Origin of the sequence: Streptomyces sp. WMMC940 (assembly GCF_027460265.1) — a bacterium.
Taxonomy (GTDB): domain Bacteria; phylum Actinomycetota; class Actinomycetes; order Streptomycetales; family Streptomycetaceae; genus Streptomyces.
This window is the reverse complement of the sequence record NZ_JAPZBC010000001.1, coordinates 4,274,613-4,295,349: the sequence shown is the minus strand read 5'-3', so window position 1 is coordinate 4,295,349 and position 20,737 is coordinate 4,274,613. Positions and strand designations below refer to the sequence as shown.

20 protein-coding genes and 2 pseudogenes are annotated in these 20,737 nt (G+C 72.4%); 12 read left to right on the top strand and 10 right to left on the bottom strand.

The window, feature by feature from the left end; genetic code table 11:
- The first annotated feature begins 1 nt into the window (after position 1).
- From O7595_RS18970 to O7595_RS18960, 3 genes are read left to right on the top strand one after another with little or no spacing between them, the layout of a single operon-like run.
- Positions 2 to 1,150, top strand: a complete 1,149-nt coding sequence (locus O7595_RS18970) for a lipid-transfer protein (RefSeq protein WP_269729841.1) — start codon at positions 2 to 4, stop codon at positions 1,148 to 1,150.
- Positions 1,151 to 1,158: 8 nt separating this feature from the next.
- Positions 1,159 to 1,605, top strand: coding sequence for a Zn-ribbon domain-containing OB-fold protein (locus O7595_RS18965; RefSeq protein ID WP_269729840.1), 447 nt, complete (start codon positions 1,159 to 1,161; stop codon positions 1,603 to 1,605).
- Positions 1,605 to 2,384: an enoyl-CoA hydratase/isomerase family protein gene (locus O7595_RS18960; protein ID WP_269729839.1), complete on the top strand. Its 780-nt coding sequence runs from the start codon at positions 1,605 to 1,607 to the stop codon at positions 2,382 to 2,384. Before O7595_RS18965 ends, O7595_RS18960 begins: the two co-directional genes overlap by 1 nt.
- 10 nt (positions 2,385 to 2,394) lie before the next feature.
- Here the strand turns inward: O7595_RS18960 and O7595_RS18955 are convergent, their stop codons facing one another.
- Entirely contained in the window at positions 2,395 to 3,264 is an 870-nt protein-coding gene (locus tag O7595_RS18955; protein WP_269729838.1) for a hypothetical protein, read from the bottom strand.
- A gap of 236 nt (positions 3,265 to 3,500) precedes the next feature.
- On the opposite strand from O7595_RS18955, the gene O7595_RS18950 reads away from it, so the two are divergent.
- Positions 3,501 to 4,205 carry a hypothetical protein gene (locus O7595_RS18950; RefSeq protein WP_269729837.1) on the top strand — a complete coding sequence of 235 codons (705 nt, stop codon included), beginning with the start codon at positions 3,501 to 3,503 and terminating at the stop codon, positions 4,203 to 4,205.
- Between the two features lie 58 nt (positions 4,206 to 4,263).
- Here the strand turns inward: O7595_RS18950 and O7595_RS18945 are convergent, their stop codons facing one another.
- Entirely contained in the window at positions 4,264 to 6,648 is a 2,385-nt protein-coding gene (locus tag O7595_RS18945) for an outer membrane protein assembly factor BamB family protein (protein WP_269729836.1), read from the bottom strand.
- Between the two features lie 370 nt (positions 6,649 to 7,018).
- Positions 7,019 to 7,807 (bottom strand): annotated as a pseudogene (locus O7595_RS18940) (VOC family protein); the annotation flags it as partial.
- Positions 7,808 to 8,079: 272 nt separating this feature from the next.
- Here O7595_RS18940 and O7595_RS18935 point away from each other — a divergent pair.
- The gene (locus O7595_RS18935) at positions 8,080 to 8,727 is read left to right on the top strand and encodes a TetR family transcriptional regulator (protein ID WP_269729835.1); all 648 of its coding nucleotides are present in this window, start codon (positions 8,080 to 8,082) and stop codon (positions 8,725 to 8,727) included.
- A 424-nt stretch (positions 8,728 to 9,151) separates the two neighbouring features.
- On the opposite strand, the gene O7595_RS18930 is transcribed toward O7595_RS18935, so the two are convergent.
- Entirely contained in the window at positions 9,152 to 9,643 is a 492-nt protein-coding gene (locus tag O7595_RS18930) for a nitroreductase family deazaflavin-dependent oxidoreductase (protein WP_269729834.1), read from the bottom strand.
- A complete protein-coding gene (locus tag O7595_RS18925) occupies positions 9,643 to 10,917 on the bottom strand; it encodes an acyl-CoA dehydrogenase family protein (protein WP_269732537.1) in 1,275 nt (424 codons plus the stop codon). The genes O7595_RS18930 and O7595_RS18925 overlap by 1 nt, the downstream gene beginning before the upstream one ends.
- A gap of 134 nt (positions 10,918 to 11,051) precedes the next feature.
- Here O7595_RS18925 and O7595_RS18920 point away from each other — a divergent pair, with 134 nt between their 5' ends.
- From O7595_RS18920 to O7595_RS18900, 5 genes and pseudogenes are all read left to right on the top strand, one after another.
- Positions 11,052 to 12,227 (top strand): thiolase C-terminal domain-containing protein, encoded by a 1,176-nt coding sequence (locus O7595_RS18920; RefSeq protein ID WP_269729833.1) that lies wholly within the window; start codon positions 11,052 to 11,054, stop codon positions 12,225 to 12,227.
- A 174-nt stretch (positions 12,228 to 12,401) separates the two neighbouring features.
- Entirely contained in the window at positions 12,402 to 12,830 is a 429-nt protein-coding gene (locus O7595_RS18915) for a pyridoxamine 5'-phosphate oxidase family protein (RefSeq protein ID WP_269729832.1), read from the top strand.
- 10 nt (positions 12,831 to 12,840) lie between these two features.
- Positions 12,841 to 13,530, top strand: coding sequence for a pyridoxine/pyridoxamine 5'-phosphate oxidase (locus O7595_RS18910; RefSeq protein WP_269729831.1), 690 nt, complete (start codon positions 12,841 to 12,843; stop codon positions 13,528 to 13,530).
- 323 nt (positions 13,531 to 13,853) lie between these two features.
- Positions 13,854 to 15,461, top strand: a complete 1,608-nt coding sequence (locus O7595_RS18905) for an alpha/beta hydrolase (RefSeq protein ID WP_269729830.1) — start codon at positions 13,854 to 13,856, stop codon at positions 15,459 to 15,461.
- 84 nt (positions 15,462 to 15,545) lie between these two features.
- Positions 15,546 to 15,743, top strand: a pseudogene (locus O7595_RS18900) (hypothetical protein); the annotation flags it as partial.
- A gap of 3 nt (positions 15,744 to 15,746) precedes the next feature.
- On the opposite strand, the gene O7595_RS18895 reads toward O7595_RS18900, so the two are convergent.
- The 4 genes from O7595_RS18895 to O7595_RS18880 all read right to left on the bottom strand — a co-directional run bounded on the left by O7595_RS18895 (position 15,747) and on the right by O7595_RS18880 (position 19,417).
- The gene (locus O7595_RS18895) at positions 15,747 to 17,507 is read right to left on the bottom strand and encodes a hypothetical protein (protein ID WP_269729829.1); all 1,761 of its coding nucleotides are present in this window, start codon (positions 17,505 to 17,507) and stop codon (positions 15,747 to 15,749) included.
- Between the two features lie 336 nt (positions 17,508 to 17,843).
- Entirely contained in the window at positions 17,844 to 18,068 is a 225-nt protein-coding gene (locus O7595_RS18890) for a DUF4287 domain-containing protein (RefSeq protein ID WP_269729828.1), read from the bottom strand.
- A gap of 321 nt (positions 18,069 to 18,389) precedes the next feature.
- Positions 18,390 to 18,644: a DUF397 domain-containing protein gene (locus O7595_RS18885; RefSeq protein ID WP_269729827.1), complete on the bottom strand. Its 255-nt coding sequence runs from the start codon at positions 18,642 to 18,644 to the stop codon at positions 18,390 to 18,392.
- Positions 18,641 to 19,417 carry a helix-turn-helix domain-containing protein gene (locus tag O7595_RS18880; protein WP_269729826.1) on the bottom strand — a complete coding sequence of 259 codons (777 nt, stop codon included), beginning with the start codon at positions 19,415 to 19,417 and terminating at the stop codon, positions 18,641 to 18,643. Before O7595_RS18880 ends, O7595_RS18885 begins: the two co-directional genes overlap by 4 nt.
- A 132-nt stretch (positions 19,418 to 19,549) precedes the next feature.
- Between O7595_RS18880 and O7595_RS18875 the strand changes: the two genes are divergently transcribed.
- The gene (locus O7595_RS18875) at positions 19,550 to 19,960 is read left to right on the top strand and encodes a hypothetical protein (RefSeq protein WP_269729825.1); all 411 of its coding nucleotides are present in this window, start codon (positions 19,550 to 19,552) and stop codon (positions 19,958 to 19,960) included.
- An 11-nt stretch (positions 19,961 to 19,971) separates the two neighbouring features.
- Positions 19,972 to 20,181 (top strand): hypothetical protein, encoded by a 210-nt coding sequence (locus tag O7595_RS18870; RefSeq protein WP_269729824.1) that lies wholly within the window; start codon positions 19,972 to 19,974, stop codon positions 20,179 to 20,181.
- A gap of 1 nt (position 20,182) precedes the next feature.
- Here O7595_RS18870 and O7595_RS18865 read toward each other — a convergent pair whose 3' ends face one another.
- On the bottom strand, positions 20,183 to 20,641 hold the full coding sequence (locus O7595_RS18865) for a Zn-ribbon domain-containing OB-fold protein (protein WP_269729823.1): 459 nt from the start codon (positions 20,639 to 20,641) through the stop codon (positions 20,183 to 20,185).
- Positions 20,642 to 20,737 lie beyond the last annotated feature (96 nt).

Sequence of the window (20,737 nt, the reverse complement as noted above, 5' to 3'; positions counted from 1 at the left end):
CATGGCGACCCTCAAGGACGCGACCGCGATAGCCGGAATCGGGCAGACCGCCTTCGCGAAACACCTCCTCGAACCCGAGCGGACCCTGGCCTGCCGGGCCATCCTCGCCGCGCTCGACGACGCCGGAGTGAGCCCCGCCGAGGTCGACGCCTTCGCCTCCTACACCATGGAGGAGACCGACGAGGTCGAGATCGCCAAGGCGATCGGTGCGGGAGACGTCACCTTCTTCAGCAAGGCCGGATACGGCGGCGGCGGTTCCTGCGCGACCGTCGCCCACCTCGCCGCGGCCATCGCCACCGGGCAGGCCTCCGTCGGCGTCGCCTGGCGCTCCCGGAAGCGCGGCTCCGGACCCCGCCCCTGGAAGAACACCTCCGTACAACTGCCCACCCCCGGGCAGTGGACCCGGCCCTTCGGGCTGCTGCGGCCGGCGGACGAGATCGGCATGCTCACCCGGCGCTACATGCACGAGTACGGCGCCACCCGCGACCACTTGTTCAACGTCGCCCTCGCCTGCCGCAACCGCGCCAACCAGAACCCGGCCGCGATCATGTACGACCGGCCGCTGACCCGCGAGATGTACATGACGGCCCGCTGGATCAGCGAACCCCTGTGCCTCTTCGACAACTGCCTCGAGACGGACGGGGCGCTCGCCTGCGTCGTCGTCAGCGCCGAGCGCGCCCGCGACTGCCGCCACCGGCCCGTCTACATCCACTCCGTCGCCCAGGGTCTGCCCGCCCAGCACCACGGCATGGTCAACTACTGGAACGACGACCCGCTGACCGGGCCCGCCTGGACCGCGGCCCGGCAGCTGTGGAAGACCGCCGACCTCGGGCCGCAGGACGTCGATGTCGCCCAGGTATACGACGCGTTCACCCCCCTGATCCCGCTGTCACTGGAGGGATACGGCTTCTGCGAGCGCGGGGAGGGCGGGCCGTTCACCGAGGGAGGCGCCCTGGAGATCGGCGGTCGGCTGCCGCTCAACACCGGGGGCGGCGGGCTCAGCGAGGCGTACGTCCACGGCTTCAACCTGATCAACGAGGGCGTGAAGCAGTTGCGCGGTGCCTCCACGGCTCAGGTGCCGGACGCGTCGACGTGTCTGGTGACGGCGGGCGAGGGTGTCCCGACTTCGGCGTTGCTTCTGAGGAGCTGAACTGACAGATGACAGATTCTGATACCGGGTATCTGACACCCGTCATCGACGAGGACGGCGCTCCCTTCTGGGATTACGCCGCCCAAGGACAACTCCGCGTCCAAGCCTGCGCCTCCTGCGACGAGCTGCGCTTCCCTCCCCGCCCCTGCTGCCCACACTGCCAGTCCTTCGACAGCACCTGGCGGCGCATGAGCGGCCGGGGCCGGATCTGGTCGTATGTGCTTCCGCATCCGCCGCTGCTCCCCGGCTACGCCGAGCAGGCCCCCTACAACGCGGTCGTCGTCGAGCTCGCGGACGCCCCCCACATCCGGCTGGTCGGGAACGTCGTGGCCGCCGCGGACGCCCCGCTGAACTCGGTCGACCCGGCGCGGCTGCGCGTCGGGGCCCCGGTGCGGGTGACGTTCGCGGTGGCGGGCGGCGGGGTGGCCGTGCCGCGCTGGCTGCTGGAGCGGTGATGCCGGGGTCCGGCGTGCGGGTGGAGCGGGACGAGGAGTCAGGGGTCGCCGTCGTCACCCTCGACCGGCCCGGTCGGCACAACGCCGTGGACCTGGCCATGGCGGCGGAACTGTCCGGCGTCTGGCGCGGGTTCCGCTTCGACGACTCCGTGCGCGCGGTGGTGGTCACGGGCGCCGGCGGGAAGGCGTTCTGCACGGGCGTCGACCGGTCCGCCGTCGTGCCCCAGCCGGCGTCGCCGTACTCGGTGGACGATCCGCTGGTGCGGATCGGGCCGAAGGCGAACGACCTGTGGAAACCGGTGGTCGCCGCGGTGCGCGGGCTGGCGTGCGGCGGCGCGTTCTATCTGCTCGGTGAGGCGGAGTTCCTGATCGCCGCCGAGGACGCGGTGTTCTTCGACCCGCACACCACGTACGGCATGGTCAGCGCGTACGAGTCGGTGTACATGGCGATGCGCATGCCGTTCGGGGAGGTGGCCAGGACGGCGCTGATGGGCACGGCCGAGCGGCTGTCGGCCCGGCGGGCGTACGAGACCGGGCTGGTCAGCGAGCTGACCCCGCCCGGCGACGAGGTGCCGGCTGCGGTGCGCTGCGCGGAGGTGATCGCCTCGTACCCGACGGAGGCGGTGCAGGGAACGGTCCGTGCGGTGTGGTCGGCGAAGGAGGCGGTCCGCGCGCAGGCGTTGGCGCAGGCGCCGCAGCTGGTGTCGCTGGGGAATCTGCCGCCGGAGCGGCAGGCGGAGCTGTTCGCCGCGCGCCGGCCGGGGTTCCGGTTGCGCTGACGCCGCGGGATCACCGGTACGCCGGCGGCGTCGTGTCCAGGAACCGGTGGAGCGAGGCGGTCATGGCGGCGACGAAGGCGTCGCGGGTCGGTTCGTCGAGGAGGTCGAGGGAGAGGTAGGGATTGAGGTCCTCGAGTTCGACGAGGAGGAGGTCGCCCTCGCGGGTGCGGCAGGCGTCGACGCGCTGGATTCCGTGGTCGAGGGTGTTCCAGTCGATGAAGCGCCGGGCGAAGGCGAGGTCGGCGTCGGTGGGCTCGTAGCGTTCCAGGGCCCAGCGGCGTTCGGGGTCGGGGGCGTGGAGGGCGTACTGGAAGGTGTGGTCGACGTAGTAGAACGACACCTCGTAGCGGAAGTCGATGCGCGGCTGGACGAGGACGTCGCCGTGGTCGGGGCCGGTGGCCTCGGTGGACCGGATGGACGTGGCGAGTTCGTCGTGGGTCAGGAATCGCAGGCCGATGGAGTCGGCTCCGTCGCGGGGCTTGACCGCGTACTGGTCGGCCCGGGGCAGCAGGTGGAGGTCCTCGGGTCGGTCGACGGTGGGGATGACGGGGTGTCCGGCCCGGGTGAGGTCGAGCAGGTACTGCTTGCCGGCCATGTCGCCTCGGCCGGTGAGCGGGTTGTAGACGCGGGTGCCGTGGGCGGTGGCCCGGGCGCGGAAGGTGTCGTGGGCGTCGCGGTGGTGGAGTACGGGGCCGCTGTTGCGGACGACGACGGCGTCGAAGCCGTCCATGAGGGCGGCGGTGTCGAGTGGGTGGCAGAGGGCGAGGTCGAAGTCGGCGCGGAGTCGTGAGGTGAGGTGGATGTCCTCGTCGCAGTAGCGCCGTCCGCGTGCCGGGTAGGCGAGGTCGGTGACGTACAGGACGCTGGGGCGGGCGGGCACGGGCTTCTCCTCGGTGGGGCGGCCACCAATGTAGCGGCGGGGGGTGGTGGGGCGGTTGGGGCGTCCGGTGGTGAGTGCGGGGGCCCGGTCGGCCGTATGGAGGGTGAGGACCGTGTGCCGGCGTTGCCCGTGGCCGGGTCCGTCCCGGGCGGGGCGGGTGCGGGGCGGGGGTCGGTTCAGGGGTCGCGATCGGGGTACCACGGGCGTAGCGTCGTGCTGCGGAGAGGAGGCCGGCCATGGTCCGCAACGTCATCGGGTCGGTCCTGGCTCTCGCCGGAGCGGCGGCCGCCGTATGCAGCCCCTTCCGTGCCTGGTACGACGGCCGTCTCGGCATCGACTACCGGATCCAGGATCTGTTCGGCGGTATCACGGACGCGCAGACGGAGGTCGTGTCGTCGATCGTGCTGCCGTATGCGTTCGCCGCGCTGGTGACGTTGCTCGGTGTGGTGTTGCGGTCGCGGTTGCTGGTGGCGCTGGCGGGGCTTGTGGTGCTGGGGTTTACGGTCCTGTGGATGGTGCGCCAGGGTCAGGCGGCGGGCTATCTGTCGGTGGGTGGTGGGCTGCCTGGGCTGGGTGAGGGGGTCGCGGCGGCGCTGGGCGGCGGTCTTCTGCTGTTGCTGGCGGCGGTCGTGATGCGGGGGCGTGCGCCGAGGGTGGTGGCGTTCGAGGAGCCGGGCTACGACGGCCTGCCGGAGGATCCGGCCGGGTATCCGGGGGATCCGAGGGCGTATCCGGCCGGTTATCCGCCGGGGGATCCGGGGGCGTATCCGCCGGAGGTGGCGGGTCCGTACGCGTGGTCGCCTGAGCCGGACGACACGCAGCGGCTGCCGGCGTATCCGCCTCCTCCGCCGTACGGGTCGGGGCCGCGGCAGCCTCGGCGGGACCCGTACGGTGCTGGTCCGGCTCAGGATCCGTTCCGTGACGAGGGGCGGGGGCCGTAGTTCTCGCGGTCGTCCCGGCCGGGGCGCCGGGGCTCCCGGCCGGGGGGTCCGTCGAGGGTTACCGGGGTGCGGCGGTGCGGCCGGTGGCGGTTCCCTTGGCGGCGTCGAGGGCGTAGACGCAGCGGTCCTTGGAGCAGGCGTAGACGACGCCGTTGCGGGCGACGGGTGAGCCGGTGATCTCGCCGCCGGTGGCGAGTTTCCAGCGGAGTTGTCCGCCGGCCGCGTCGAGGGTGTAGAGCACGTGGTCGGCGGAGCCGAAGTGGATCCGGCCGTCGGCCACGGCGGGGCTGCCGGTGACCTCGCCGCCGGCGGCGAATCTCCATTTGGGGGTGCCGGTGACGGCGTCGAGGGTGTAGAGGGCGCTGCCGCTGCCGACGTGGATGCTGCCGTCGGCGACGAGGACGGGTTCGATGGACTGGCGGGCCTCGGTGGCGATGCGCCAGCGGTCCTTTCCGGTGGTGGCGTCGAGGGCGTAGACGGTGCCGAGGTAGTCGGCGAGGTAGATGCCGCCGCCGGTGACGGCGGGGCCTGGGGCGAAGGCGGGTGGGGAGAGGAAGACCGCCGGGGCTTCGAAGTGCCAGCGCACGTGGCCGGTGATGGTGTCGACGCAGAGGACGCGGGTGCCGGCGGCGAGGTAGGTGCAGCCGTCGGGGGCCTGGGTGACGCGTACGGGTGCGCCGCCGCAGGAGGCGGCGTCGCCGACGGGGTAGGACCAGCGTTCGGTGCCGGTGCGGGCGTCGAGGGCCTGGAGGCGGGCGTTGCGCCACACGTAGACGGTGTCGTCGCGGAGCGCGGGTCCGGCTTCGGGGGTTTCGAAGTCGCTCTGGGCTCCGGTGATCTCCCAGAGTTTTTCGCCGTTGGAGGCTTCCCGGCCCTGGACGCCGCCGCCGCGGGTGGCGGTGACGACGGTGCCGCGGGCGGCTTCGAGGGAGTAGACCCAGGCGTCGGTCTGGGTGCGCCAGCGTTCGCTGCCGTCGTTGGCGTCGAGGGCGTAGAGGGTGGGTCCGTCGGAGGCGTGGATGCGTCCGCCGTGGACGGTCATGGCCCAGGCGACGTCGCGGGTCTTGAACTGGCGGCGGCCGCTGGCGACGTCGAGGGCGTGGACCTCGAAGGAGGTGACGTAGAGGAGGTCGCCGTCGACGACGGGGGTGCCCCAGACGTCGTTGGACATGCGGAAGCGCCAGGGGCGCCAGCGTGCGGGGCCGGTGTCCGGGGGTGTGGTGGGTGCGGGTACGGGCGGGGCGGCGGTCATGGCGTTGGTGGCGGCTTCTCCGCCGGGCGGGCGGATCCAGCCGGTGGCGGGGCCGGCGTCGACGGCGACGGCTCGGGCGTCGGCCGCGGCGCGGGGGCCGGGGCCGATGGGGACCTTGGCGCCGGGCAGCTGGACGGGTCCGTGGTCGGGGCCGGGCGGGGCGTGCTGGGGGCGTACGGGCGCGGTGTTGCGGGGGTCGGGTCCGCCGGTGTGCCGGGCGGGGGCGTGTTCGGGCCTGGGGGGTACGGGGGGTGTGTGGGGGCGGGGCCGGGCTGCGGGGCCGCCGGCGCCGGGCAGCCGTCCGCCGCGGCGGTCCTCGATGAGGGAGACGGCGCGCCCGGGCAGCCAGGCGGAGGCGGTGCCGCTGTCGTCGCCGCCGGAGGAGAAGAGGTGGGGTGCGAGTTGTGCCTGGAGGTCCTCGGGGCTGGGCCGGAGGGTGGCGTCCATCTGCATGCAGGATTCGATGAGGGGGCGCAGTTCGTCGGGGAGCCCGGCGAGGTCGGGGCCTTCGCGCAGGAGCATGAAGACGGTCTCGACGGGGTTGGCGCCGTGGAAGGGCGCGTGTCCGGTGGCGGCGAAGACGAGGGTGGAGCCGAGGGAGAAGACGTCGCTGGCGCCGGTGACGCTGCGGGAGTCGCGGGCCTGTTCGGGCGACATGTAGGCGGGGGTGCCGACGGCGACGTTGGTCATGGTGAGGCGGGTGTTGGAGACGCCTGACGCGATGCCGAAGTCGATCACGCGGGGGCCGTCCTCGACGACGAGGACGTTGGACGGCTTGAGGTCGCGGTGGACCAGGCCCGCGCCGTGGATGGACTGGAGGGCCTCGGCGATTCCGGCCGCCAGCCAGCGGACCGCCTGGGCGGGCAGGGGCCCGCACTCGTTCACTATTTCCTCGAGGGAGGGGGCGGGGACGTAGGCGGTGGCGAGCCAGGGCACGGCGGCGCGCGGGTCGGCGTCCACGACGGCCGCGGTGTAGAAGCCGGAGACCGCTCGTGCCGCTTCGACCTCGCGTGTGAAGCGGACGCGGAACAACTGGTCCTCGGCGAGCTCCGTGCGCACCGTTTTGATCGCCACGCGCCGGCCGGACGCCGACCGTGCGAGATAGACCAGCCCCATGCCGCCGGCGCCGAGCCGTCCCAGCACCTCGAAGGGGCCGATCCGCCTCGGGTCGTGCTGCGTCAGCTGCTCCACTTCGCTTGCCACCTCCCCGTAGGGGCCATGTAGGTACGGCCCCGTCGCCACCTGATTGTTCCTGCCGGAGGGCACGGTTGCGAACCCGGGGCGGTATCGGGGTGTCTCGGGCTATTTTGCCGGGCTGCCGGGGGGTTGGTGGGCGGGTTCGGTGGGTTCGGCGGCTTCAGTCGGCGGGCCGGTCCGGGGTGTCGGGCCGCTGTTCGGATGTGGGCTCGTCCGCGCGTTCGGTTCGAGGTCCGGCCCGGTTGTTTCCGGGCGGTTCCGCGTCGGGCCCGGCCGGCTTCTCGGGCTGCCGTTCGGACTTCCGGTCGGACTCTTGTTCGGGCTCTTGTTCGAGCGCGTTCCCGGATGCGGGTCCGAGGGGCGCCCCGGGCCCGGGCTCCGCCAGTACGGCGAAGGCGGCTCCCTGGTCGTCGGTGAGGACGGCCATACGTCCGTAGGGGATGTCGAAGGGCGGCGCGGTGACGCGGGCGCCGAGCCGGGTGGCGTGTTCGACGGTGGCGTCGGTGTCGCCGACGGTGAAGTAGACGAGGAAGTGGCCGGGCATCTCCGCGGGGAACGCGTCGGTGATGACGCTGCGGGCCCCGACGGCGGTGTCCTCACCGGGTTCGGTCCCGGCGGGCGACCACATCAGGTAGTCGACGGTGTCGTCGGGCAGCGGGGTGCCCTGGAAGCCGAATACTTCCTGGTAGAAGGGGTCGACGGCGTCCTTGTCGCGGGTGTAGACCTCGGTCCAGCAGAACGAGCCGGGCTCGCCCCGGAGGGCGAAGCCGTCGCGTTCGCCCTTCTGCCAGAGGCCGAACACGGCGCCCGCGGGGTCGGCGGCGAGGACGACGGTGCCGAGGCCGTCGACGGGCGTGGGGGCGGTGATCACCTGACCGCCGGCGTCCCTGATCCTCCGGGCGGTCGCGGCGGCGTCGCCGGTGGCGAAGTAGACGCCCCAGGTGGTGGGCATGCGGCCGTCGCTCTTGGAGGCGAGGGCCGCGACGGGTTTCCCGTCGAGGAGGGCGTCGGTGTAGTGCGGGTAGGGGCCGTGATCAGCGCTTTTCCCGCCGTACGTCCAGCCGAACAGTTCGCCGTAGAAGCGCTTGCCCGCTTCGAGGTCGGGCAGCTGGGCGTCCACCCAGCAGGGGGTGCCCTCGGTGAATGCGGCCATGGTCCGGCCCCTTCCTCGGCGCGGGTTCCGCGGGGGCGGGTTCCTGGTGCGGATTCCACGGCGCAGAGCCCTCGACACAGGGTGTGATGTCAGTCACAGTCAATCGGACTGCGGCATGCGCCGCACGCAGAGGGGCCCGTTCGTTGAGTTGTCCACCGAAATTATCCACAGGCTGTTGATAACACTGTTGGCCCACCCGGGGGACGGTGCGGGAGCACCCCATTTGCACTCGGCCGAATCGCGCGCCGATCACCCCTCGGTAAGCTGACGGCATGACAGGACAAGTACGCACCGTCGACGGCCGGGTCGCCGGCCGTCGCGGACAGGCGACGCGGCAGAAGCTGCTCGACTGTCTCAGCGAGATGCTCAGCTCCTCGCCGTACCGGGACGTCAAGGTCATCGATGTGGCCCGGAAAGCGGGGACCTCACCCGCGACCTTCTACCAGTACTTCCCCGACGTCGAGGGCGCGGTCCTCGAACTCGCGGAGGAAATGGCCACGGAGGGCGCCGCGTTGACGGACCTGGTCGCGGGCCGGTCCTGGGTCGGCAAGGCGGGCTGGCAGACCGCGGAGCAACTCGTCGAGGGATTCCTCGACTTCTGGCGCAGGCACGACGCGATCCTCCGCGTGGTGGACCTCGGCGCGGCCGAGGGCGACAAACGTTTCTACAAGCTCCGCATGAAGATCCTGAACTCGGTCACCAACTCCCTCGCGGACGCGGTGAAGGAGCTCCAGTCCAAGGGCAAGGTCGACAAGGACGTCAGCCCGATGGCGGTGTCGGGTTCGCTGGTGGCGATGCTGGCCTCGGTGGCCTCGCACCAGAAGGGCTTCCAGACGTGGGGCGTCAAGCAGGCCGAACTGAGGCCGAACCTGGCGCTGTTGGTGCACCTGGGTATCACGGGCAGGAAGCCGACGAAGTAGCGGGCGGGCCGCGATGACGGGTGCGCTCGCGCCAAGTCCTGTCACAGGCACGCCCGTTCACCTCCGGCCACGTCGGCCGTCGGCAGCGGCGGCTCGTCGCCGTCATGACCGCGCCCGCGGCGGCCCGCGCTCCACCGGCACGCCCTCTCGCCGTCGCACCTTCCGCCTCCCGCGCGTACACCCTGACCGGTCCGCACGCGGGGCCGCGGACCGGCCGAGCACGCCCCCGCCGACCACTGCGGAGGCCCGCACCGGCGGGGGACGCGCCTCCGCCGACCCGCACGAACCCCTTCACGGGACCACGCCCCTCCCCCGGCACGCCCGCACGAACCCCTTACGGGCCCACGCCCCTGCCCCGGCACGTCCCGGCAGGTCCGTCGTGGCCGCTCCGCACGGTCGGGCACGCCCGCGCGGCCCCGCGGCGTCAGTCGTCCGCCTCGGTGTTCCGCCGCGTCAGCCGGAAGAGCCGGATCTCCCTGTCGATCCTCGCCTGGTACGTCGCGTACGGGGGCCAGAACGCGAGCGCCGCGCCCCAGGCCGCCGCGCGTTCCTCGCCGGTCAGCAATTCCGCCCGGACCGGCACGTCCCCACCCCGCCAGCTGATCTCCGCCTCGGGGTGCGCGAGCAGATTGCCCGTCCACGCCGGGTGACCCGGCCGGCCGAAGTTGGAGCCGACGAGGATCCAGCCGCCGGTCGCCTCCTCGGGCATGCACGCGAGCGGCGTCCGGCGCGGGAGCCCGGTCCTCGCGCCGCGCGCGGTCAGCACGAGCCCGGGCAGCATCCGCGCGCTGGGCAGCACCTTGCCCCGGGTGATCCGGTGGACGGCCCGGTCCAGGGCGGGGATGACGTGCGGGGCGAGCCGTGTGAAGGCACGGGTCGAGGAGATCTTCCGGACCATGCGGATTCCGGTGCGCATCAGACGCCCGCCGCCTCTCGCGCGCCCGGTCCCGCCCCGGTCCCGTCCCGGGACCCGTGGGCGAGCGCCGCCGTCGCGGCTGCGGGGGCGGCGGCTGCCGGGGCGAGCAGGCCCGCCGTCTCCGCCGCCCGTGCGCGCAGCCGGTGGACGGGCCCGAAGAGCAGTTCGTCGGAGGCGGCCCGCTTGAAGTACCGGTGGGCCACGTGCTCCCAGGTGAAGCCGATGCCTCCGTGCAGCTGGATCGCCTCGCCGGTGACGGTCCGGAGCGCCTCCAGGCACTGGGCGAGGGCGAGCGTGCTCTCGCCGGGGTCCCAGGCGGCGTAGTACGCGGCGGACCTGGCCGCCTGGACGCGTACGTACAGGTCGGCCAGGCGGTGTTTGACGGCCTGGAAGGAGCCGACGGCCCGGCCGAACTGCTGCCGGTCCTTCACGTGCTCCACGGTGCGGGCCAGTGCGGCCGCGGCCGCGCCGACGGCCTCCGCCGCGAGCAGCGTCGCGGCGGTGCGGCCGGTGGCGGCGAGCGCGGCGGGCACGTCCGCGCCGGGGTCGTCGCCGAGCAGTTCGGCCGGTGTGTCGCGGAGTTGGACGCGGGCCTGCGGCCGAGTCTCGTCGAGCGCGGTCCACCGGGCGCGGCGCAGGCCGTCGGCGTCCCGGGCGCGTACGAGGAAGAGGAGGGTGCGGCCTCGGATGAAGCCGCCGGTGCGCGCGGCGACGAGGAGGAGTCCGGCGCTGTGCCCGTCGAGGACCTGTTCGGCCTCCCCGTAGAGCCGCCAGCCGCCGTGGCTCTCGGGCCGGGCCTGGATGCCGCCGGCGCGGCCGCCGCCGGCCCAGGTGCCGTGCGCGTCGCCGCCGGTGAGGGCGAGGGCGGTGGCGAGGGCGGTGCCGGGTACGCAGAGGGCGGCGGTGAGCGAGCCGCCGGCGATTCCGGGCAGGAGCTCGGCGCGCTGCCGTTCGGTGCCGAGTGCGGCGATCAGTGGGGCGGCGAGTCCGGAGGTGGCGAACAGCGGCAGCGGTACGAGTGCCCGGCCGGTCTCCTCGGAGGCGAGGGCGAGCTCCGTGATGCCGCAGCCGGCGCCGCCGTACCTCTCGTCGAGGGCGAGTCCGGGCAGTCCGAGTCCGTCGGCGAGCCGTGCCCACAGGTCGGGGTCGTAACCGGGCCCGGCGGTGGGGGCGGTGGCGTCGCGTCGGGGCGGTCCCGGCGGGCCGCCTTCGAAGAGGGCGGCGCGCAGGGTACGGCGGATCTCGCACTGCTCCGGGGTGAACGCGGCGTCCATCGGTGCTCCCCTCGTCTTCTGACGGGCCGTCATGTTAGAGGTGGTGACGGCAGAAGCCCAGAGCGGGGGCGGGCGGGGACCGCGGGCGCCGAGGGCCGTACCGCCGCACATATACCTGATGTACCGTCAGATTCATGCCATGCAGTCAGCGCCACCCCCGCAAGGTCGCCGTCGTCGGCATATCCCTCTCGGACTGCGGCCGCGTCGACGGCACCACCCCGTACGCACTGCACGCCCAGGCCGCCCGGCGCGCCCTCGCCGACTCGGGGCTCGGCCGCGACGTCGTCGACGGCCTGGCCTCGGCCGGTCTGGGCACCCTCGCCCCGGCCGAGGTCGCCGACTACCTGGGACTCGGGCCGCGCTGGGTGGACTCCACCTCCGTCGGCGGCGCCACCTGGGAGGTCATGGCCGCGCACGCCGCGGACGCCATCGCCGCGGGCCACGCGAACGCGGTGCTCCTCGTCTACGGTTCGACGGCCCGCGCCGACGTCCGCGCGGGCCGGCGCACCTCCAACCTCTCCTTCGGCGCCCGCGGGCCGCTGCAGTTCGAGGTGCCGTACGGGCACACGTTGATCGCCAAGTACGCCATGGCCGCCCGCCGCCACATGCACCAGTACGGGACGACGGCGGAGCAGCTGGCCGAAGTCGCCGTCCAGGCGCGGGCGAACGCCTCCCGCAACCCGGAGGCGATGTTCCGCGACCCGATCACCGTGGACGACGTGCTGTCCGGGCCCGTCATCGCCGACCCGTTCACCAAGCTGCACTGCTGCGTCCGCAGCGACGGCGGCTGCGCGGTGCTGCTCGTGGCGGAGGAGTACGTCCCGGACACCGCGAAGGAGCCGGTGTGGGTCCTCGGCAGCGGCGAGCACGTGTCCCACACGACGATGTCGGAGTGGGACGACTTCACGGTCTCACCGGCCGCGGTGAGCGGGCGGCTGGCGTTCGAGCGGGCGGGCGTACGACCGGAGGACGTCGACATCGCCGAAATCTACGACGCCTTCACCTACATGACGCTCGTGACGCTGGAGGACCTGGGTTTCTGCGCGAAGGGAGAGGGCGGGGCGTTCGTGGAGAAGGGCCGGCTGCGGCTGGACGGGGAGCTGCCCGTGAACACCGACGGTGGTGGCCTCTCCGCCTGCCATCCGGGCATGCGCGGCCTGTTCCTGATGGTCGAAGCGGTGCGCCAACTGCGCGGGGAGGCGGGCGGGCACCAGGTGCGGCGGGCCGACGGCAGAGTTCCGGAACTGGCCGTGGCCTCGGGTACGGGCGGCTGGTTCTGCTCGTCGGGGACGGTGGTACTGGGCCGTTGAACGACACGGGCGGGCACGGGGGCGGCCCGGGGCCACGAACCGGTCCCCGGTGCCCGGCCCCGGTTCCCCCGCGCGTCCGGGGCCTGGCCCGGGCGGCGTTTGCGGCACAGTGGGACGAGGACGGGAGGGCGACGCCTTCCCGCAGACCGTTCACGAGCCCGTGAGGAGATTCCGGTGGCCCTCAGTCGCGAAGAGCGTGAGCAGTTCCTGGCGGAGCCCCATGTCGCGGCGATCGCGATCGACTCCGGCGAGGAGGGCCGGGCGCCGCTGAGCGTGCCGATCTGGTACCAGTACGAACCCGGCGGGGACGTCTGGATCCTGACCGGGCGCGATTCGCGCAAGCACCGGCTGATCGGCGCGGCGGGGCGGTTCTCGCTGATGGTCGACCGGCTGCAGCCCACGGTCCGCTACGTCCAGGTCGAGGGGCCCGTCACCTCGACGGAACCCGGCACCGAGGCGGCGCTGCGGGAGCTCGCCACCCGCTACCTGCCGCCGGACAAGGTCGACGGGTACGTCGAGTTCGCGCTGAAGGAGCACGGCGAAACGGTCGTGCTGCGGATGCGGCCGCAGCGGTGGCTGTCGTCCGACCTGGGCCAGGTGTGATGATCGGGGCATGACGCACGATCCCGGCGGCGACGGCACCGCCCGAGAGTTCCGTGAGCTGCTCAGGTCGCTGAAGGTCTGGGACACGGACCTGCCCTCCTTCGACCCGGACGGCGCCCCGGCGGAGCCGCTGCCGCTGTTCCACCGCTGGTTCGTGGAGGCCGCGGCCGCCGGCCAGCCCGAACCGCACACCATGACCCTCGCCACCGTGGACGAGGACTGCCGGCCCGACCTGCGGACGCTCATGCTCCACGGCGCGGACGCCCACGGGTGGCACTTCGCCACCCACGCGACCAGCGCCAAGGGCCGCCAGCTCGCGGCCCGCCCGGGGGCCGCGCTCGGCTTCTACTGGCCCGTGCACGGCCGGCAGGTACGCGTCCGCGGCCGGGTCGTGTCGGGCACCCCGGAGGAGGCGTACGCCGATCTGCACGCCCGGTCGACCGGGGCGCTGGCGGCGGCGCTCGTCGGCCGGCAGAGCGAGGTCCTCGGCTCGCAGGAGGAGTTGCGGCGGGCGAGCGCGGCCGCGTGGGAGCGTGCCGAGACCGATCCGGAGGCGGCGGCGGAGACCTGGACGGTGTACGTGCTCGTCCCGTCCGAGGTCGAGTTCTTCCAGGGGGACGCGCGACGCCGGCACGTCCGGCTGCGCTACCGGCGAGAGGACGACGCGGACGCGTGGGTCCGGGAAATGCTCTGGCCTTAGAGGGGGCGGGCCACGAGACGGACAGGGGGCCGTGAGGGCTGCGTCCTGACTCCGGCGGCTTCGCCCTGCCTCCGCGCCGCCTCCCCTCCGGCTCCCCGGAGACGCCGTCAGTCCCCGCCCACCGGAAGGACGTTCGTCCGAACGCCTACGGACCCCCGACGGGAAATCGGCCGCTTCCGTTCTCAGCCGGGGGGACCATTCGCCGTGGCGCGCCCTCCTCCTGCGGTCGGACCGACCTCGGGCCCGGCGAGGGATTCGCCCAACTGCGTCCTGCGAAAGGGTGGATGACGTTCGACCACCCCCCTCACAAGGACCGCATCATTGTGCGAAGCAGACGAATAGCCCCCCTTCTGGCCGTCAGCGCCGTCGCGTCCCTCGTCCCCGCGCTCACCCCCGCCGTCGCCTCGGCGGCCGTCCCGGCGCGCAAGGCCCCTGCCGCGGCGGACCCCTTGAAGCAGTACACGCAGCAGAAGCCGCGCTGGAAGCGCTGTGACGCGCAGAACCCGGCGGGCTTCCAGTGCGCGACGGTCAAGGTGCCGCTCGACTACGGCCGTCCCGGCGGCAAGAAGATCGAGATCGCGGTGTCGCGGATGAAGGCCACCAGCGCCAAGGAGCGGCGCGGAGTGCTGCTGCTCAACCCCGGCGGCCCCGGCGGCGAGGGCCTGAGCATGCCGCTGTTCCTGTCGGGCGAACTGCCCGCGTCCGTGAAGAGGCAGTACGACCTCATCGGGTTCGACCCGCGGGGTGTCGGCCAGAGCTCCCCCGTGAGCTGCGGGCTGAACGACGACGAACGCAACTGGGAGCGCCCGTACAAGGCCGCCACGTTCGCCAAGGACGTGAAGTGGGCCCGTACGGTGGCCGAGAAGTGCCGGGCGAAGGGCGGTGACGCGCTGCTCCGGTTCACCACCCGCAACACCGCGCGCGACATGGACGTCATCCGCGCCGTGCTGGGCGAGAAGAAGATCTCCTACCTGGGGTACTCCTACGGCACCTACCTCGGCGCCGTCTACACGCAGATGTTCCCCAAGCGGGCCGACCGGTTCGTGCTGGACAGCGCCGTCGACCCGCAGCGGATCTGGCGGGGCATGATCCAGGTGTGGGCGGAGGGCACCGAGCCCGCTTTCACGCACTGGAGCGAGTGGACGGCCAAGCGGCACGCCACGTACAGGCTCGGGAACACCCCGGCGAAGGTCCGCAAGACCTTCTGGGGCCTCGTCGCCCAGGCCGACCGCAAGCCCATCGACCTGGACGGGACGCCCGTCACCGGCGACGAGATCCGCTCCGGACGGGCGATGTTCTTCGACGTGGCCGGCGCCGCGCAGACGGTCGCCGACCTGAAGAAGGCCGCCGCGGGCAGGAAGCCAGCGCCGTCCCGCGAGCGCAGCTCCTCGCCGAGCCCCGTCCCGCCGTCGTTCGCCCGGGCCGTGCCCTCGGACAACACGGACGCGAGCTTCTGGGCCGTGGTGTGCGCCGACACCCGCTCCTGGCCGCGCGACCCCGAGCAGTACCGCCGTGACGCGATCCGCGACAAGGCCAGGTACCCGCTGTACGGGGACTTCGCGTCCACCATCAAGCCGTGCGCGTTCTGGAAGAACGGCCCCGAGCAGGCCACCAGGATCGACAACAGGGTCGGCGCGCTCGTCCTGCAGAACGAGTGGGACTCCCAGACGCCGCTGACCAGCGGTCAGGGCCTGCGCCGGGCCATGAAGGGCTCCCGCATGGTCACCGTACTCGGCGGCGTGGGCCACGGCATCTACGGCTCCAAGTCCTGCGCGGACAAGACGGCCACCGCCTATCTGACGACGGGCAGGCTCCCGGCGAAGGACCTGACCTGCCGGACCCCGGCCGGCCAGCGCAAGGACCGGCTGCGGCTTCCGCTGCCGACACCTCCGGGAGTCCCGGGGCTGCAGGGGACGCGCGACCGCTTCTGACCCGGCGGGGGTGAGTGGAGTGAGTGGACGTGGGGCTCCCGCCGGGCGGGGCCCCACGTCGCAGGTCGGGCGTCCGCGGGAGTGCTCGCCGTCGCCCTCGGCGACACGCCGCCCTTGCCCCGCGCATCACCCTGGTTCGGCTACTCCCCGCTCGACCCGGCCCACCTGGCGGGCAGCGACGGGAGCGTGTCCGTCGGGATGGAGGCGGGGGTGTGCGTGCGGTCGTGGGTGCCCCGGGCGGGGGCCGCTCGCGGCGCATCCCGGCCCGGGGCAAGGGGGTGAGCGTCAGCCGAAGCAGCCCGGGACGGGGTTGGTGCTGCCGTCGCAGTTGGTCGGCACGTTGTCCACGATGGTGTTGGTGCCGTAGGTGTTGACGGTTCCGTTGTTGTCGATACCGCCGGGTGCGGTGTCGGAGGTGTTATCGATGATCTTGCTGTCGGTCAGGTTCAGGACCTCGCCCGTCTCGATGTAGATGCCGCCACCGGTAGCACCGTCGGTCGGGGCCTGGTTACCGCTGACCACCGTGCGCCGGAGGGCGAGATCGCCGTCCTGGTAGATGCCGCCGCCTTCGCCTTCGAAGGTGGTGTTGCCACGGAACCGGCTGTCCGAGATCACCGTGTGGGAGTCGTTGTCGGCGTAGAGGCCGCCACCGAAGTCGCTGGTGTTGCGGGCGACGGTGCTCCTGCGGACGTACAGGGTCCCGTTGAGGTCGGTGAAGAAGGCGCCGCCACCGCCTTCGGCGTAGTTGTAGAGGAAGGCACTGCTGTCGATATCCGTCGGCCCACCCTCGGCGACGTGGACGGCGCCGCCGGAGCCGGTGGTGCCGCTGGCGGTGTTGCTCTTGAACAGGCTCTTGCCGATGGTCGTGGAGCCGGCGCTGTAGATGGCGCCGCCGTCATCGCCGGCGGTGTTGCGGGTGAATTCCGTTTTGGCGATTTCGAGTTTGCCGTTGTCGTTGTAGACGGCGCCGCCGTCGCCTTCCGCGGGGTTGCCTTCGGCGGGGGTGGCGCTGACGGCGTTGTTGCGGGTGAAGGTGCTGCGGTGGATACGGGTGATGCCCTGGTTGTAGATGGCGCCGCCGAAACCGTCCAATGTGGTAGTGCCGGTGGCAACGCCCTTGGCGGTGTTGTTCTCGAAGGTGACGCAGTCGAGGTCGAGACGGCCCGCGGCGTTGACGTAGGCGCCGCCGCCGTAGGTGTCAGTGCCGGCGGTCTTGCCGCGAGCGACGGTGAGATGGCGCAGTTTCAGGTCGCCGCCGGTGCCGACGTTGAAGATGCGGAACTGGTCGGCGTTGGCGGCCCGCGCGATGGTGGCGCCGTTGCCGTCGATGGTGATGGGCTGGATGACGACGGGCAGGCCGTTGCCGTCTTCGTTGGCGGTGAGGGTGTAGGTGCAGTGAGAGGCGAGACTGAGGTGGCCGCCGCCCTGCTGGTTGGCAACCGTGATCGCGGCGATCAGCGCGTTGGGACTGCACGCAACCGGTACGGCAGGGCCGTCGCCCTTGCCTGAACGCCCCGGGGCATGGCCCTCGCCCTCACCCCGGCCTTGGTCGTTCTTCGCCTGCCCGTCCCCGCCCCCGTCTCCCTTGGTCCCGCTCTCATCCCCCCTGGCGTGACCTTCCCCGCTCTTGCCGCTCACGGTCCGGCCCGTGCCGGCCTCGCCGCTCCAGCCCTGGCCCTGGCTCTGTTCCAGGCCATCCCGGGGCCCACCGGTGTCGGCGGAGCGGGGCCGGCCGGGGTCGCCTGTGTATTCGACCCAGTGCTCCCCGTCCTCGTCCTCGACCGCGCCGCCTCCCTTGCCGGACACGCCCGCCGGATGTGCGGACGCCTGCACATCGACGGCCGTGGCACGGGCGCCTCGATCGGTTCCGGCCGGTGTGGCGGCGGTGGCGGGAAGCAGGGTCGCGGTGGTGGCGGCGGTGGCCAGCCCGGCGGCCGCGATGACGGTCAGTGCCCAGTGCCTGCTGAGCCCGGCGGTCCGTACGGCGGCGGGCTGCGCAGCCGCACCTGAGTCCGGGTGGGGGGTTGGTTCCTGCGGTCGAGGCATGTCGACTCCTTCGGCCGGTGGGCCGTGTGATGGCTGGTCAGGTGCGATCCCCCCTTCGAGTCGCAGCACACATCAAACCATCGTATAAGCGACAAAATCGAGTACTTAGGGAGTGGAGTCGCCGCACTACGCCATACGGGTTCACGCCCACACGCCGGCAACGGTCAGCGGTGATCAGATGGTCCGCCGGGACTGCTGCTGGTCGCCGAGGAGCCCCGTTGCCCGCATCCCGGTTCGCCCTGTCACCCGGACTGTCGCTTCGACTCGACATCACCTTCGACGACCGACTCACCGCCGGACGCCGCCGGGCATGAACCGACCGAGTACGACCGTTCGCTACGCAGCCCCGCTCTCGGCGAGGGTATGCGCGACGAGGGCGTTGGCGTGGCCGTGGCCCAGACCGTGCTCGGTCTTGAGCCAGGAGACGAGTTCCATGTGCTTGGTCAGCGGGGACGAGCGGATGAGCTCCTTCCATTGCGCCACCGGGCGGCCGTACTTCTTCTCGATCGAGGGGAAGTAGCTGGCGGGGCCCTTCACGGCGCTGCTGCTCTGCGTGGTCATGGCGGCGGTCTCCTGTCGTCCGTGCGCGTCCTACGTGGGTGCCAACACCGTTGGTATGCGGTGCTGTTGCGGGTATGACCGACGGGGCGCGCCGAAGTGACCGGTCGACCTGTGAGACCTGCATCACATTCGCGGCGGGCGCGACGGGCCCGGGGACTCGGACAGCAGGACGTCCAGGACGTCGGCAACAGCGCCGCGTGGTCGGAGGGGCAGAGGCCGCCAACGGCCCGAAGCCCGCACGCCGGACGGAGCGCACATGCCCGAGCCCGCCCGGTCCGGGCGGGCCGACGTGGATGGAGCCGACGCGGGCGCTCTGCCGAACTACCGTGCCGCGGGCGGGGCGGCGGTCGTGGAGACGAACGCGGCCCAGGCGCCCGGGGCCACGTCGAGCACGGGGCCGCCGGGCACCTTGGAGTCGCGGACGTGGACGGTGTGGGGACAGGCGGCGACCTCGACGCACTCGCCGCCCTCGTTGTTGCTGTAGCTGGAGGTGCGCCAGTCGTAGGCGATCTCGATGCAGCTTCCGCCCTCGTTGGTGCTGTAGCTGCTCTTGAACCAGACCAGGCCCGGGGTCATAGCTTCGCCGCCATTCTCTCGATCAGGTCTACGGAATCCCAGGGGGTGAGGGCCTGGGCACGCAGTACGCCGAAGAGATCGATGAGCCTGTTCACCTCTTCGGGCTTCGAGATCAAGGTATCTCCGCCATGTCCCTCGGCCAACCCCAGATTCCGACCCTCCAGGGTGCTCAGGAGCTGCAACGGGCCGTGCAGGCCCGCGTGTACGGACCGCTGGGTCGGCATCACCTGGACCGTGAGGTGGTTTCTGGCACGGACCGACTCAATGAGGTGTCGCAGCTGTTCCTTGAGGACCGCCTCACCGCCGATCGGCCGGAGGAACGCCGACTCCTCGACCACGTAACTGATCGTCGGCCTTGGCTTGCGATCCAGCATGGCTTGCAACTCCAGCCGTGCCTCGACGTATCGGTCGGTCTCCTCCGGCTCGTACGTCGGCACTCGGACTTCGTACAGCGCCCGCGCGTACGCGGGAGTTTGCAGCAGGCCGGGGACCACCATGGTTTCGTACGCGCTGAAGCTCGCCGCATCGACCACAGTCCGCACCCAGCTCAGGAACTTCGGCGAGTACTTCTCCTCCTCCATCATCGCCACGCACGACGCCAGCACCCCCTTCGCCCCGAGTGCCGCGTCCGCCTCCACCAGGAACGCCGTCGTCGGGATCCGCTCGGCCCGCTCGTACGCGCCCAGCAGCGACTCCGACATCAGCAATCGCTCCGCCAGGTCCCGCTGCGTCATGTCCGCGAGGCCCCGGAACAGCTTGACCAGTTCGCCCACGTGCCTGCGCGCGGGCGAAGGCTCCCTGCCCGATCCCGCCGATCCCACAGCTCCCACCGCCCTTCCCACATCAGCCCGATGTGGACCGTGTCCCTCTGGTCACGCTACGCAACCGAGGCGATCCTCGGGGGCATGACCAGCGAGAAACTGCCCGATTGGGTCCCGGCGTCCGGTGTGCGGCTACGACTCGCGGGGGTCCACTTCGACGCCGTACGCGTCCGCGGGGTCCGCGGCGAGGCGGTGCTGCACCACCTCGTACGGGCCACCGGTGGGCATCCCGGGCCCGTCGTACGGGAGATGTGGCGCGGGAGGTGGACGTACTTCCTCATCCCTCCCGGCAGCAGCAAGGAGCATCCCTGGCCGCCCGGCGCCGCCTGCTTCGGCCCGTGCGCCCGGGACCAGTACGTCGGCGTCCCGGCCGCAGACGGCAACACGTATCCGCTGTCATGGCGCTCGGGGCCGCCTGCCGTGGGCGAGTTCGTGGACCCGGAGCTGCTGTTCGCCGTGGTCACCGCGCAGCTGTGCCTGTCGCCGGAGGGCTGAGGAGGGGGATCATGGCCGGAATGACGGGGTGGAGAGAAGAGTTCGCCGGGTTGATGGAACGCGCCGGGCTGGAGATCGTGGGCGACCGGCCAGGGGACGAGGGCGTCCTGCCGCCGCGGACCGCTTGGCGGCCGGTCGCCGCGATGGGCACGGAACCGGCCCTGGTGAACCCGACGATCCCCGTCCCCGTCATGCGCCGGATGGCGGAGCCGGCCGGCTGAGCTACGGCACCGGCCGGAACACCGGCACCACCACTCCCCCGCCCTCCTCCCGGAAGGCCACCTCCAGCTCCATCCCGATCCGCAGGTCCGCCTCCGCGCACTCGACGATCTCGGTCATCATCCGCGGGCCCTCCGCGAGATCGACGACGGCGGCGGTGTAGGGCGTGCGGGCGTCGAAGGGCGGCAGGTCGTTGCGGTGCACGACGGACCAGGTGTAGAGCGTCGCCCGGCCGCTCACCGGCTCCCAGGCGACGTCGTCGCTCCAGCAGTGCGGGCAGAACTCGCGCGGATAGTGGTGGGCGCGGCCGCACGCGCCGCAGCGGCGGACCAGCAGCCGGCCCTCGGCCGCGGCGTCCCACCAGGGGCGGGTGAAGTCGTCGACGTCCGGGGTCGCCGCGGTCCTGTGTGGGAGGGAGACGGTCCGGTCAGCCGAAGACCCGGTCCGGGCGGGAGCCGTCACGGTCCGGGCCGCGGGGGAAGCGGTTCGGCCCGGGGCCGAGGCCTGCCGGTCCGCAGGCGACGGGGGCCGGGCAGACGAAGGGGCCCCGGCGGCCGG